The sequence below is a fragment of the Streptomyces sp. DSM 41931 genome (genome assembly GCF_050271085.1).
Lineage (GTDB): Bacteria > Actinomycetota > Actinomycetes > Streptomycetales > Streptomycetaceae > Streptomyces > Streptomyces albogriseolus.
Genome location: NZ_CP189902.1, coordinates 5,196,873 through 5,211,582 on the forward strand (window position 1 = coordinate 5,196,873; position 14,710 = coordinate 5,211,582).

Here is a 14,710-nt window from a genome sequence, read left to right on the forward strand (position 1 = left end):
CCGGGGACCGTACGGTGAGGCAGAATCGACACAGGTCGTTCATACGAGACGGCCAAAAGATCACCGTTCTTGCACACCCGACCGCCGAACCGAAGGCTCACCGCCCCGATGCCCCCGACGCTCGCCTCGCTCGTCCACCACTCCGCGCTCAAACTGACCGTGCGCGCGGGGGAGGACCGCCTCGACGCGCCCGTCCGCTGGGCACACGCCAGCGAGCTCGCCGACCCCGTGCCGTACATGGAGGGCGGCGAGCTGCTCCTGATCACCGCGCTGAAACTCGACGCGGAGGACCGGGAGGCGATGCGCCGCTATGTGAAGCGGCTGGCCGGCGCGGGCGTGGTCGGACTCGGCTTCGCCGTCGGCGTCCACTACGACGACATCCCCGAGGCGCTGGTCGAGGCCGCCCGCGAGGAGGGGCTGCCGCTGCTGGAGGTGCCGCGTCGCACCCCGTTCCTCGCGATCAGCAAGGCCGTGTCCGCCGCGATCGCCGCCGACCAGTACCGCGCGGTCACCGCCGGCTTCGCCGCCCAGCGGGAACTCACCCGGCACACCCTCACGGACGGCCCCGAAGGGCTGCTCGCCGCGCTCGCCTCCCAGGTCGACGGATGGGCCGCACTGTACGACGCCTCCGGATCGGTCGTCGCGGCCGCCCCCGACTGGGCGGGCCGGCGTGCCGCCCGGCTGACCTCGGAGGTCACGCGGCTGCGGGAGCGGCCCGCGCCCGCCTCCTCGGTGGTGGCCGGACCGGAGAACGAGGACCGGGTCGAGCTGCACTCCCTCGGCACCGGACGCCGCCCCCGCGCCGCGCTCGCCGTCGGCACCGCGTCCGCCCCCGGCACCGCCGAGCGCTACGCCGTCCACTCCGCCGTCGCGCTGCTCACCCTCACCACCGAACGCTCGCGCTCGCTGCACGCCGCCGAACAGCGCATCGGCGCGGCGGTGCTGCGCATGCTGCTCGCGGGGGAGCCGGACCACGCCCGCGCCGTCGCCGGCGACCTGTACGGCGGGCTGCTCGACGCGCCGTTCCGGATCATCGTCGCCGAGACCGGCGCGGCCCCCGCCGCCCGCGCCCAGGGAGAGACGAACGGCGACGCCTTCGGGGCCCTCGCCGAGGTCGCCGAGTCCGCCGCCGCCCGCTCCGGCGAGGCGGTCCTCGTGGTGCCGGAGGGGGACCGGCTGGTCGTGCTGGCCGCGGACGGCGGCACCGTCGTCGGCGCCTGCCGCGACCACGCCGCCGTGCGCGAGGCCGCCCGCAAGACCGACGACGAACTGGTCGTCGGCCTGTCCGCGCCGGCCGGCCCGATCGCCGCGTCCGCCGCCTACAAGCAGGCCGAACAGGCGCTGTCCGTGGCCCGGCGGCGGGGCAGGGTGCTGGTGGAGCACGAGCAGATGGCCGCCGGCTCCGTACTCCCGCTGCTCGCCGACGACGCGGTCAAGGCGTTCGCCGACGGGCTGCTGCGGGCGCTGCGCGACCACGACGCGACCGGGCGTGGCGACCTCGTCGCCTCCCTGCGCGCCTGGCTCTCCCGCCACGGGCAGTGGGACGCGGCCGCCGCGGATCTCGGCGTCCACCGCCACACTCTGCGCTACCGCATGCGCCGGGTGGAGGAGATCCTGGGGCGGTCCCTGGACGACCCGGACGTCCGCATGGAGCTGTGGCTGGCGTTGAAGGCGACGACGGCGGACACGGGGTGAGTGGCGGGGCCGCGGCGGGTGGGCGGGTGCGGGTTCGTGGGGGTTGAGCGCGCAGTTCCCCGCGCCCCTGGGGTGTCCGCAGCGGCGCTGGTGCCAAAGTGGCACGGAATCGCCGGGCACTACTACGCCCCGGACAAACGCCGCCCCGGCGCCCCGGACCTACCGTGGTGCCCAGCAACCCACGTACACCTCCAACGCGGAAGGGCCGGGACTCACATGCCCCAAGAACGAGAAGTGAGGGCCACCCACGCCTTCTGGCTCGCCGGCCGCCAGGCAACCGGCGAGACCGCCTTCGACGTCACCTCCCCCTGGGACGGCCGGGTCGTCGGCGCCGTGAGCGTGCCGACCGAGGCCCAGGTCGAGGAGGCCGTGGCCGCCGCGTACGCCGTGCGGGACGAGTTCGCCGCCACCCCCGCCCACGTCCGGGCCGCCGCCCTGGACCACGTCAGCCGCCGGCTCGCCGAGCGCACCGAGGAGATCGCGCGGCTGATCTCCGCCGAGAACGGCAAGCCGATGAAGTGGGCGCGCGGCGAGGTCGGCCGGGCCGTGTCCGTGTTCCGCTTCGCCTCCGAGGAAGCCCGCCGCTTCAACGGCGGCGAGGCCCAGCGGCTCGACACCGACGCGGGCGGCCAGGGCCGGCTCGCCTTCACGCGCCGTTTCCCGAAGGGCGTCGTCCTCGGCATCGCGCCGTTCAACTTCCCGCTGAACCTCTGCGCCCACAAGGTGGCCCCCGCGATCGCGGCCGGCGCGCCCATCGTCCTCAAGCCGGCGCCGGCCACCCCGCTGTCCGCGCTGGTCCTCGGCGAGCTGCTGGCCGAGACCGAGCTGCCCGCCGGCTCCTGGAGCGTCCTGCCGGTGCCCAACGACCGCATGCCCGCCCTGGTCCAGGACGAGCGGCTGCCGGTCATCTCCTTCACGGGCTCCGAGAAGGTCGGTTACGCGATCATGGACTCGGTGCCGCGCAAGCACTGCACCCTGGAGCTGGGCGGCAACGGCGCGGCCGTCGTCCTCGCCGACTTCGCGAGCGACGAGGACCTCGACCGGGCCGCGAACCGCATCGCCACCTTCTCCAACTACCAGGGCGGCCAGTCCTGCATCTCCGTGCAGCGCGTGATCGCGGACGCCTCGGTGTACGACCGGCTGCTGCCGCGCATCGTCGCCGCCGTGGAGGCCCAGGTCACCGGTGACCCGTCCGACGACGCCACCGACGTCGGCCCGCTGGTCAGCGAGGACGCCGCCCAGCGCGTCGAGTCCTGGGTGAACGAGGCCGTCGAGGCCGGCGCCACGCTCCACACCGGAGGCAAGCGCGACGGCGCCTCGTACGCGCCGACCGTGCTCACCGACGTGCCCGCCGACGTGACGATCTCCTGCGAGGAGGTCTTCGGACCGGTGCTGACGGTGCAGAAGGTGAACGGCGAGGAGGAGGCGTTCGCCGCCGTCAACGACTCCAAGTACGGCCTCCAGGCAGGCGTGTTCACCCACGACCTGCAGACCGCCTTCCGCGCCCACCGCGCGCTGGAGGTCGGCGGCGTGGTCGTCGGCGACGTGCCGTCCTACCGCGCCGACCAGATGCCGTACGGCGGCGCCAAGCAGTCCGGCGTGGGCCGCGAGGGCGTGCGGTTCGCGATGGAGGACTACACCTACGAGCGGGTGATGGTCCTCACCGGCCTCGCCCTCTGACGACCCCGGGCAACAGCAGGGGCCCGGCACCGACGCGTTCGGTGCCGGGCCCTTCGCCGTACCGGCGCTCAGCCCGTGAAGCCGACCCGCGCCACCCGCAGCGCCCCCCGCACCCGCAGCCGCACGTCCCGCACCCCGCCGGGCGCCCCGGCGACGGGCGCGGTCAGCGTGACGTACGCGTACGGACCGGCCGTGGGCGTCTTCGGCGACAGCGAGGCCAGCGGCGGGCCGCCGTCGACGGCGATCTCCACCGTGCCCGCGCCGGACACCTCCACCGACACCTCCCGCACCCCGGCGCCCATGTCGCAGCGGCGATACAGCAGTTCGCCGTCCTTGCCGCCGAGCGGGGTCACGGCGTCGCCCGCCTCCTTGGTCCGGTCGACGATCTCCATGCCGCTCTGCTCGTCGAAGTCCGCCGCGCCCAGGCCGTGTTCGACGACCGGCCGCGGAGCACCCGGCTCGCCCTCCAGGGTGACCGTCGTGCTCCGCCGCACGTCCTCGCTGGACGCCCCGGCCAGCAGTTCGTACGCCCCCGGCTCCACACGCCACCGGCCTGCCGCCACGTCCCAGAAGGCGAACGCGGACAGCGGCAGGGCGAAGAAGAGGCGGGTGCTCTCGCCGGGGGCGAGCGTCACCCGGCGGTGGCCGAGCAGTTCGCGGCGCGGGCGCGGCACGGACGGGTCCACGGCCCGCCCGTACAGCTGGGCCACCTCGTCGGCCGTGACCTCGCCGGTGTTGGTCACCTCGAACGCGACCCGCACCCCGGACGCCGTCACCTCCGCCGTCAGCTCCCCGTAGGAGAAGGACGCGTAGGACAGGCCGTGCCCGAAGGGGAACAGCGGGGCGCCCTCGAACCAGAGGTAGGTCTGGCGCCCGCCGATCACGTCGTAGTCGAGGAGTTCCGGCAGGTCGGCGTCGTCGGCGTACCAGGTCTGCGGCAGCCGGCCGGCGGGGGAGACGTCCCCGGCGAGCACCCGCGCCAGGGCGGTGCCGGCCGCCTGGCCGCCGTGCGCGGTCCACAGCACCGCCGGGAGGTCCGCCGGGTCCACCGCGTACGGGTAGGCGGACACCAGGGTCAGCACCGTGCGCGGGTTGGCAATCCGGGCGGCGCGCAGCAGCCGCTCCTGCTGGGCGGGCAGGCGCAGGGTGGTGCGGTCCTCGGTCTCCCGCCCGTTGATGTGCGGGTCGTTGCCCGCGACCACCACGACCACGTCGGCCGCGGCGGCGGCGCGGGCCACGGCGTCCTCCCCGCGCTCGGTGACGACCAGCTCGAACACCTCCGGGCCGCCCCCGTCGGCCCGCACCCCGTCCGGAGTGACCCGCACGGGGTGCCCGGTGCCCAGGTGGCGCAGCAGTTGGCCGTCGCCGTGCGGCTCCAGCCGGAACGTCTCCTGCACGATCCAGCCGCCCGGCTGGTCGGCGGAGGCGCGCAGGTACCCGTCGTCGGCGACCGAGAGGTACCGGCCGTCCGGGGCGCGCAGGGTGAGCACGCCGTCGCCCCAGTCGACGAGGGCGAGTTCGGTGCCCTCCGGTCCTGCGGTGAGCGGCGGCAGGTCGGTGCGGCCGGCGAGCAGCGCCGGGTCGAGGGCGCCCTCCTCGCCGCGCGCCGTCTCCGGGGCGCCGGGCGCGGGCGGCACGTGCAGGAAGGCGCCGGCGGAGGTGCGCAGCAGGACGCGGTCCACCCCCTCGGCGAACTCCACGCGGTCGGCGCCGAACCGCTCGTACAGGCCCTCCAGCGGGGTGGAGCGGTGGATCAGGCTGCCGCTGTACCAGTCGAGCTTGCACTCGTCGGCGAGCAGCCCGACCACGGCGACCCGGCCGCCCGGGGCGAGCGGCAGCAGACCGTCGTTCTTCAGCAGCACCACCGCCTGCTCGGCGGTCTCCTGGGCGAGCGCACGGTGCTCGGGGGTGTCGAAGGCCCGCTCACCCGCGTACGGGTCCCGGTCGGGGTCGAACTCGCCGAGCCGGAACCGCACGGAGAGCTGCCGCCGGACCGCCGTGTCGACGTCCTCCTCGGTCAACAGGCCTTGTTCCAACGCCCCCTTGATCCGGGCGACGATGACCGAGCTGTCGGTGCCGTGGTCGGTGAAGCTGTCGACGCCCGCGCGCAGCGCCGCCGCCGTGGCCTCCTCGTGGGAGTCGAAGTAGTGCTCGGAGTCGACCAGGTTGGACGGGGCGCCCGCGTCGGAGCAGACCAGCAGCTCCTCCCCGGTCCAGGTGCGCAGCTGCTCGCGCAGGTACGGCGACACATGGTTGGGGCGGCCGTTGACCAGGTTGTACGCCGGCATCACCCCGGCCACCGCGCCCGCCTCCACTGTGTCGCGGAAGGCCCGCAGGTCGTACTCGTGCAGCACGCGCGGCCGTACCGAGCTGGACGTGGTGTCCCGGCGCGTCTCGTTGTTGTGCGCCAGCCAGTGCTTGAGGACGGGCGCGGTGCGCCAGTACACCGGGTGGTCGCCGCGAAGTCCGCGGGTGTAGGCCGTGGCGATCGCCGAGGTGAGGCGCGGATCCTCGGAGTAGCCCTCCTCGTTGCGGCCCCACAGCGGGTGGCGCAGCAGGTTGACGGTGGGCGACCAGACGTTGAGGCCGACCCGCTCGTCGCGGGCGCGCATCGCGCGGGCCTCCCGGGAGACCGCCTCGCCCACCCGGCGCACCAGGTCCTCGTTCCAGGTCGCGCCCAGCCCGACGGCTTGCGGGAAGACGGTCGCCGGGCCCATCCAGGCGACCCCGTGCAGGGCCTCCTGGCCGGTGCGGAACGCGGCGACGCCCAGCCGCTCGACAGCGGGACCGAACTGGTGCAGGAAGCCGATCCTCTCGTCCAAGGTGAGCCGCGACAGCAGGTCGTCGATGCGCTCGGCGAACGGCAGGTCCGGGTCGCGGAACGGCGGCGTGGGCGGGGTGGGTGCGGTCACGTGGGTCCCCTCGGGATGGAGCGCCAAGGCGCTTTCGAAGCGCTTCGATGCTCACTGCGCGCCAGGGTGGGTGTCAAGCGTCCGTGCGCCTGGACCACTGCGCCCGCATGCCACCCGCCGACACGACTCCCCTGACTCTCCTCCCTCGTGATCGCGCATCCGTCTCAGGAATTATCGAATCGGGCCTTGTGTGCCTCTGGGTGTTCACTTAACCTCGCAGCAACATCGAAGCGCTTCGACAGCGAGGCCGCCGTGATGGCGTGCACCTTCCGCCGGACGACCGCTTCCCATCGGCCAGTTCCACCGAAGACACCACAGCCGACGGCCACCTGCCGGGTGTCCTGGTGCGCCATGAAGGGTTGACGCAATGACGCCGAACGCCGCTTCCTCCTCCGGGCCGAGCCGGAGAAGCTTCCTCACCTCCACGGCGGTCGCCACCGCGGCGGTCGCCGTGGGGACGCCGCTGCTGGCCGCCTGCGGCGGCGGGGGCCAGGAGGGCCGCAAGGAAGGCACCACCTCGGGCAAGGAGGCCGCGAAGATCCTCCCGGCGTACGTGGCGTCGAACGTCGTCACACCCGACATCCCGGCGAAGAACGGATCGGCGGCCGGCTTCACCCGGGCGATACCGACGGCCGAGCTGAAGACCTCCGTGCCGAAGACGCTGGGCAGCGGCGGGAAGCTGACCGTCATGTCCCCGTTCTGGGGCACCCCGCCGAAGGGCGACAACCCCTACTACACGGCGATGAACAAGGCCGTCGGCGTCGACGTCACCTGGCAGAACCAGGACGGCGTCACCTACGACCAGAAGCTCGGCGCGGTGCTGGCCTCCAGCGAGGTCCCGGACGTGATGGTCGTCCCCGGCTGGAACCTGATGGGCCGCATCCCCAGCGCGATCAACGCCAAGTTCGCCGACCTCGGCCCCTACCTCTCCGGCGACAAGGTGAAGGACTACCCGAACCTCGCCGCCGTCCCCACCGAGGCGTGGCAGCGCGGCATCTTCGGCGGCCAGCTGCGCGGCATCCCCATGCCCGCCCCGTACGTCACCGACATCGCGCCGCTGTACCGCAAGGACCTGTTCGCGAAGAAGGGCTACACCGTCCCGGGCAGCCCCGACGAGTTCCTGGCCTGGGCGAAGGAGGCCACCGACGCCAAGTCCAAGCTGTGGGCCTGCGACGACATGAAGTGGACGGCGTTCAACATCTTCGGCGTCCTCTCCGGCGGCGACAAGGCGCTCTGGTGGAACCTGGAGGGCGGCAAGCTGGTCAACCGCATCGAGACCGAGCAGTTCCTCGAGGCGCTGGAGTGGACCCGCAAGCTGTACGCCGCCGGAGTGGTCCACCCCGACGCGGTGCAGGGCAAGGCCGGCGGCGACGCGGGCAACCGGTTCACCGCCGGCGAGGTGCTGGTCTACAACCAGAACATCTCCGACTGGTGGGGCAAGACCGCCGAACAGCGCACCCAGAACGCCGACTTCGAGATGGAGGCGTTCGACTACTTCGGCCCCGACGGCGGCGACCCCACCCTGTGGGCGGTCCAGCCGGCCAACATCTTCACCTTCGTCTCGAAGAAGGCCTCCGAGCAGCAGATCAAGGACTTTCTCGCGCTCTGCAACTTCTGCGCCGCGCCCTACGGCACCAAGGAGTTCATGCTCACCGCCTACGGCGTCGAAGGCACCGACTACACCTTCGAGCAGGGCCTGCCGGTCAAGACCCAGCAGGGCGTCAACGAGGTCAACGGCGCCTACGACTACACCGGCAACCCGGCCCCGTACATCGCCTACCCCGACCTGCCCGAGGTCACCAAGGGGATGGTCGAGTGGCAGCAGCGCATGGGCGCCTTCACCAAGAAGTCGTCGTTCTTCGGGCTCACCGTCACCGAGCCCGCCCGCTGGTCCAACCTCGCCGACGACTTCGAGCAGCTCGAGGACGACGTGGTGCGCGGCCGCAAGAAGATCAGCGACGTGCAGCAGGCGGTGTCCGACTGGAGGAGCAGGGGCGGCGACGGACTGCGCGACTGGTACCGCAAGCTGCTCGACGACAACGGCTCGGCCGACTGACCCGGAGCGAGGCGAGGAGACGGCCGTGTCGCACAGCACGGTGCCCCGGGGGACGACCGAGGCGCAGACACCCCGGCAGGACGACGACGGGACGACCGGGACCCCCGAGGGCCCGGCCCCGTCCGGGAAGGGCGGGCGAGGACCCCGCGCGAAGAAGGCAGGACGGCTCGCGTTCCGGATCAGGTGGCGGCGGGACCGCACGCTGATCCTGATGACCGTGCCCGCCCTGCTGCTGGTGCTGGTCTTCAACTACGTGCCGATCCTCGGCAACGTGGTCGCCTTCCAGGACTACGACCCGTATCTCAGCGAGAACGGCTTCGTCGCCGTCTTCGAGAGCCCCTGGATCGGGTTCGAGCAGTTCGAGCGGATCTTCGCCGACTCGGCCTTCTGGCACGCGGTGCGGAACACGTTCGTGCTGTTCTTCCTCCAGCTGGTGCTCTACTTCCCCATTCCGATCCTGCTCGCGCTGCTCATCAACAGCGTGGTGCGGCCCCGGGTGCGGGCGGTCGCCCAGGCGATCATGTACCTGCCGCACTTCTTCTCCTGGGTGCTCGTCGTCACCGTCTTCATGCAGATCTTCGGTGGCGCCGGCATCATCGCGCAGACCCTCCGCCGCCACGGCTACGAGGGCTTCGACCTGATGACGAACCCGGAGATCTTCAAGTACCTGGTGACCGCCGAGACCGTCTGGAAGGACGCCGGCTGGGGCATCATCGTCTTCCTCGCCGCCCTCTCCTCCGTCTCCAACGACCTGTACGAGGCCGCCGCCATGGACGGCGCGGGCCGCTGGCGCCGCATGTGGCACGTCACCCTGCCCGCGCTGCGCCCGGTGATCGCCCTGCTGCTGGTGCTGCGCGTCGGCGACGCCCTCACCGTCGGCTTCGAGCAACTGCTGCTGCAGAGACAGGCGGTGGGCGTCGACGCCTCCGAGGTCCTCGACACCTACGTGTGGTGGAACGGCATCCGCAACCAGGACTTCAGCTACGCCGCCGCGGCCGGACTGATCAAGGGCGTGGTGGGCCTCGGCCTGGTCCTCACCGCCAACAAGGTGGCCCACCTCATGGGCGAGCAGGGGGTGTACAAGAAATGACCGCTGTTCTCGGCACCCGTCCGGACCAGGGGAAGACCCGGGAGAAAAGGCCCGGCCGCTGGTCCGCGCCGCCCCGCCCGGTGTGGGAGGAGGAGCCGTCCCGCGCCGGACAGGCCGGCAAGGGGATCGCCCTGGGCCTCGCCTGCCTGGCCATCCTCTTCCCGCTGTGGATCGTGATCGTCACCAGTCTGCAGACCAAGCGGACCATCGACGAGGCGGGCGGCCTCGTGGTGATCCCCAAGGGCATCACCTTCGTCGCCTACCAGGAACTCCTCGGCGGCGGGCAGGTGCAGCGCGCCGCCCTGGTCAGCATCGGCGTCACCGTCGTCGGCACGCTGTTCAGCATGGCCGTGTCGGTGCTGTGCGCCTACGGCCTCTCCCGCAGCGGCTCGCTGGGGCACAGCTGGATCCTGATGACCCTGCTCGCCACCATGTTCTTCGGCGCCGGCCTCATCCCGACCTACCTGCTGGTGCAGGCGCTCGGACTGACCGACACCTATCTGGCGCTGATCCTGCCGAGCGCGGTGAGCGTCTTCAACATCCTGGTCCTGCGCGCGTTCTTCATGAACATCTCGCAGGAACTCGTCGACAGCGCCCGCATCGACGGGGCGGGGGAGTGGCGCATCCTGTTCCGCATCGTGATGCCGCTGTCCCGCGCGGTCATCGCGGTGATCTCCCTGTTCTACGCGGTGGGCTACTGGAGCGCCTGGTTCAACGCCTCCATCTACCTGACCGACCAGGACATGATGCCGCTGCAGAACGTCATGATCCAGCTCGTGCAGAAGCAGGAGCGGCCCGTCGGTCTTTCCGCACAGATCAACACGGGACAGCTGTCGCCGCTGGCCATCCAGATGGCCGTGATGGTGCTGGCCCTGCTGCCGGTGGCCGTGCTCTCGCCCTTCGTCCAGAAGCACTTCAAGAAGGGGATGCTCACCGGCGCGGTCAAGGGGTGACCCCCTGTGCGGGACGCCTCCGGGCGTCCCGCACCCGCGCGCATCCCCTCCGTCCGCCCCTTGCCCCGAGGACCTGACATGCTCGTGCCCTCTGCCCGCCGGTGCGCCGCGCCCGCCGTCCGACCCCGGGGGACCGTCTGATGCCCCGCCTGGACGACGCCACCCGCGGCCGCGTCCTCTACGGCGGCGACTGGAACCCCGAGCAGTGGCCCGAGGAGACCTGGGAGGAGGACGTCCGCCTGATGCGCGAGGCGGGGGTCAACTCCGTGACCCTCGGCGTCTTCTCCTGGTCCCGGATCGAACCCCGGCCGGGCGAGCGGGACTTCGGCTGGCTGGACCGGCTGATGGACCTGGCGCACGACCACGGCATCGGGGTCGTCCTCGCCACCCCCACCGCCTCCCCGCCGCCGTGGATGGGCCGGCTGCACCCGGACACGCTGCCGGTCGACGCCGACGGCCACACCGAACTGTGGGGCGGACGCCAGCACTTTTCCCACTCCAGCGCCACCTACCGGCGCCTCGCCGCCGCGATCACCGAGGACCTGGCCGCCCGCTACGCCGGCCACCCGGCGCTCACCCTGTGGCACATCAACAACGAGTACTGCACCTACGACCACGGCGACGAGGCCGCCGCCCGCTTCCGCACCTGGCTGCGGCACCGTTACGGCACCCTCGACGCCCTCAACACCGCCTGGGGCACCGCCTTCTGGAGCCAGACCTACGGCGACTGGGCGGAGGTGCTGCCGCCCCGGCGCACCCACTACCTGAAGAACCCCGCGCAGGTGCTGGACTTCCGGCGCTTCACCTCCGACATGCTCCTGGAGTGCTTCACCGCCGAGCGCGACATCGTCCGCCGGCACACCCCGCACCTCCCGGTCACCACCAACTTCATGCCGCTGTGGTCCGGGCAGGACGCCTGGCGCTGGGCCGAGGAGGAGGACGTCGTCTCCGTCGACCTCTACCCCGACCCGGACGACCCCTTCGGCGCGCAGCACGGCGCGCTCGTGCAGGACATGACCCGCTCGCAGGCGCGCGGCCCGTGGATGCTCATGGAACAGGCGGCCGGCGCGGTCAACTGGCGGCCGGTGAACCGCCCCAAGCCGCGCGGCCTGAACCGCCTGTGGTCCCTCCAGGCCGTGGCCCGCGGCGCGGACGCCGTCTGCTGCTTCCAGTGGAGGCAGTCCCGGCAGGGCGCCGAGAAGTTCCACTCCGGCATGCTCGGCCACGCCGGCCCGGACGGCCGTGCCCACCAGGAAGTACGCCGGCTCGGCGCCGACCTGGCGCGGATCGCCCCGCACGTCGTCGGCGGCGCCGTCACCGCCGAGGTCGCCGTGCTGCACGACTGGCACGCCTGGTGGGCGAGCGACCAGGAGGGCCGCCCCTCCCGGGAGACCGGCCACGCCGAGATCCTCGGCGCCTGGCACCGCGCCCTGTGGCGGGCCCACCTCACCACGGACGTCGCCCACCCCGAGCACGACCTCACCGGATACCGGATGGTCGTCGTCCCCCAACTGCACCTCCTCACCGACCGGGCCGCGGACAACCTGGTGGCGTACGTGCGCGGCGGCTCCACCCTGGTCTGCGGCTTCGGCACCGGCGTCGTGGACGAGGACGACCGGGTGCGGCCCGGCGGCATGGACGAGCGGCTGCGCGCCCTCTTCGGCATCCGCACCCTGCACGAGTGGTGGCCGCTGGAGCCGGGCGCGACCGTGGAGGCGGAGGGCGGCCTGCGCGGCACCCTGTGGTCCGAGGAACTGGAACCCGACGGCACCGCCGACGAGACCCTCGCGTACCGGGGCGGCGAGCTGGACGGACTGCCCGCCGTGCTGCGCAAGGGCCGCGCCTGGTATGTCTCCACCCTCCCCGAGCCCGACGCCCTGCGGGACCTGCTCGTCCGCGTCGCCGCCGGGGCGGGGGCGCGGCCGGTGCTGGACGGGCTCCCGGACGCGGTGGAGGCCGTGCGCCGGGGCGGGCTGCTGTTCCTGCTGCACCACGGCCGGGGCGAGGTCACCGTGGACGTCCCCGGCACCCACCGCGACCTGCTCACCGGCGTCACCGTCACCGACCGGGTCACCCTCGGCCGCTACGGCGTGGCGGTGCTCGCGCCATGACCGCCGGACCCGTGCACGGCACCTGGGAGCCCCGGCCGGCCGCCCGCTGGGAGGACGCCTTCCTGTGCGGCAACGGCCGGCACGGCGCCCTCGTCCTCGGTGATCCGGACGACGACCGGACCGTCGTCACCCACCACACCCTCGTCCGCCCGAACGACGACGCGGGCGGCCGGCACCGGCTGCCGCCCCTGCTGGCCGACGCGCTCCCCGACGTCCAGGACCGGCTGCTCTCCGGCGACCTCACCGCCGCCGAGGACTTCACCGACGGACGCCCGCTCCAGTGGGTCCGGCCCTTCCACCCCGCCTTCCGGATCCGCCTGCGCCACCAGGCCGCCGGCCTGACCGGCTACCGCCGCGAGCTGGACTTCGCCACCGGCGAGGCCACCGCCCGCCACGGCGGCCGCTCCAGCCGTGTCTTCGTCTCCCGCGCCGACGACGTGATCGTCCAGCACGTCACCGGCCGCGACCTCACCCTGCGCCTCTCCCTGGACCACCGGCTGCCGAACGCGCCCGACGACCTGCGCGTCGGACACGGCGCCGTCCTCACCCCGGAGGGCGTCCTGCTCAGCCTGCGGGCCCGCTACCCCGGCAGCGACCTCGCGTACACCGGGGTGACCGTGGCGGCCGTCACCGGCGGGCGGACCGAACTCGCCCCGCCCGGGGCGCGCGTCACCGGCGCCCGCTCGATCCTGCTGCTCACCCGGGTGCTGCGGCACACCGGTGAGGCGGACGTGGTCGCCGAGGGCCGCGCCCTGCGCGACCTGCTCGCCACGGACGAGCCGGCGTACGACACGCTGCTCGCCCGGCATCTCGCCCTGCACCGCACCGCGTACGAGCGCGTCACCCTCGACCTGGCCGCGGAACCCGCGGAACGGGCCCTGCCCGGCTCGGCGTTGCTCACCCGGCCGCGGAGCACCGCACTGCTGGAACGGCTGTTCGCGGCCGGCCGCTATCACCTGCTGTCGGCCGGCGGGCTGTTCCCGCCCCGGCTCACCGGACTGTGGACCGGCGACTGGGACACCGCCTGGTCGGGCGCCTTCACCCTGGACGCCAACCTCAACCTCCAGACCGCGTCCGCCGCCGCGGCCGCCCTCCCGGAGGTCACAGAGTCCCTGGCGTGCTTCATCCAGGGGCAGTTGCCCCACTGGCGCGACAACGCCCGCGCGGTCTTCGGCGCCCGGGGCGTGGTCGCGCCCGCGCACACCGACGGCGAGTCGGGGCACAGCTACCACTTCAGCCGCGAGTACCCCCTGCATCTGTGGACGGCCGGCGCCGACTGGCTGCTCAAGCCGCTCGTCGACCACGACGAGACCTACGGCGCCCGCACCCCGCGCACCGCCGCCGCGCTCGCCGAAGTCGCCGACTTCTACGAGGATTTCCTCACCCGTACCGGCCCCGACGGCCGGCTGGTCGTCGTCCCCTCCTACTCGCCCGAGAACCGTCCGGCGAACGGCGGCTGGGGCGCGCTGAACGCGGCCATGGACCTCTCCGCCGCCCGTCACGCCCTGCACACCGCGGCCGCGTACCACCCGGACCGCGCCGACCGCCTGCGCGCCCTCGCCGACCGGCTGCCCCCGCACCGCGTCAACGCCGACGGGGCGCTGGCGGAATGGGCCTGGCCCGGCCTGGAGGACACCTACGACCACCGCCACCTCAGCCACCTCTACGGCGTCTGGCCGCTGGACGAGATCACCCCCTACGACACCCCCGAGCTCGCCGCCGCGGCCCACCGTGCCCTGGAACTGCGCGGCCCCGAGAACGACTCCGCGCACGGCCATCTGCACCACGCCCTGATCGCCGCCCGGCTCCGGGACGGCAGGCGGGTCGCCGACGCGCTCGGCCGGGTGCTCGACGGCGACTTCTTCCACGACTCCCTGATGAGCGCCCACTATCCGCGGCGGAACGTCTACAACGCCGACGCCGCCCACACCCTGCCCGCCGTGCTGATCGAGGCGCTCGTGCAGTCCGCCCCGGACCGGCTGGTGCTGCTGCCGGCCCCGCTCCCCGCGCTCCCGAGCGGCCGGCTGACCGGGATCCGCACCCGCTTCGGCGCCGCCCTCGACCTCACCTGGACGCCGGACGGCGGCACCGCCGTGCTCCGGCCCGGCCGCACGGCCCGCATCACCCTGTGGACTTCCGCCGGCGCCGAGCCGCTCGACCTGGTCGCCGGCGGAGAACGCGTCGTCCCGCTGCCGGCGGCGACGCGATGACCA

The 14,710-nt window shown here is 73.2% G+C and carries 8 protein-coding genes; 7 read left to right on the plus strand and 1 reads right to left on the minus strand.

The features are described 5' to 3' along the window. The first annotated feature begins 108 nt into the window (after positions 1 to 108). The gene (locus ACP7TJ_RS24135) at positions 109 to 1,695 is read left to right on the plus strand and encodes a PucR family transcriptional regulator (protein WP_390923801.1); all 1,587 of its coding nucleotides are present in this window, start codon (positions 109 to 111) and stop codon (positions 1,693 to 1,695) included. Between the two features lie 234 nt (positions 1,696 to 1,929). Beyond that, on the plus strand, positions 1,930 to 3,375 hold the full coding sequence (locus ACP7TJ_RS24140; protein ID WP_093764002.1) for an aldehyde dehydrogenase family protein: 1,446 nt from the start codon (positions 1,930 to 1,932) through the stop codon (positions 3,373 to 3,375). Between the two features lie 68 nt (positions 3,376 to 3,443). On the opposite strand, the gene ACP7TJ_RS24145 is transcribed toward ACP7TJ_RS24140, so the two are convergent. Further along, on the minus strand, positions 3,444 to 6,287 hold the full coding sequence (locus tag ACP7TJ_RS24145) for a glycoside hydrolase family 3 C-terminal domain-containing protein (RefSeq protein WP_404715968.1): 2,844 nt from the start codon (positions 6,285 to 6,287) through the stop codon (positions 3,444 to 3,446). A 367-nt stretch (positions 6,288 to 6,654) separates the two neighbouring features. Between ACP7TJ_RS24145 and ACP7TJ_RS24150 the strand changes: the two genes are divergently transcribed. From ACP7TJ_RS24150 to ACP7TJ_RS24170, 5 genes are all read left to right on the plus strand, one after another. Continuing rightward, positions 6,655 to 8,343 carry an extracellular solute-binding protein gene (locus ACP7TJ_RS24150; RefSeq protein ID WP_427765269.1) on the plus strand — a complete coding sequence of 563 codons (1,689 nt, stop codon included), beginning with the start codon at positions 6,655 to 6,657 and terminating at the stop codon, positions 8,341 to 8,343. 25 nt (positions 8,344 to 8,368) lie between these two features. After that, entirely contained in the window at positions 8,369 to 9,433 is a 1,065-nt protein-coding gene (locus tag ACP7TJ_RS24155) for an ABC transporter permease (RefSeq protein ID WP_093764005.1), read from the plus strand. Continuing rightward, the gene (locus ACP7TJ_RS24160; protein ID WP_093764006.1) at positions 9,430 to 10,386 is read left to right on the plus strand and encodes a carbohydrate ABC transporter permease; all 957 of its coding nucleotides are present in this window, start codon (positions 9,430 to 9,432) and stop codon (positions 10,384 to 10,386) included. Before ACP7TJ_RS24155 ends, ACP7TJ_RS24160 begins: the two co-directional genes overlap by 4 nt. Positions 10,387 to 10,526: 140 nt before the next feature. Next, positions 10,527 to 12,497 carry a beta-galactosidase gene (locus ACP7TJ_RS24165; protein ID WP_427765274.1) on the plus strand — a complete coding sequence of 657 codons (1,971 nt, stop codon included), beginning with the start codon at positions 10,527 to 10,529 and terminating at the stop codon, positions 12,495 to 12,497. Further along, the gene (locus tag ACP7TJ_RS24170) at positions 12,494 to 14,707 is read left to right on the plus strand and encodes a glycosyl hydrolase family 95 catalytic domain-containing protein (protein WP_367491063.1); all 2,214 of its coding nucleotides are present in this window, start codon (positions 12,494 to 12,496) and stop codon (positions 14,705 to 14,707) included. Before ACP7TJ_RS24165 ends, ACP7TJ_RS24170 begins: the two co-directional genes overlap by 4 nt. The last annotated feature ends 3 nt before the right edge of the window (positions 14,708 to 14,710 follow it).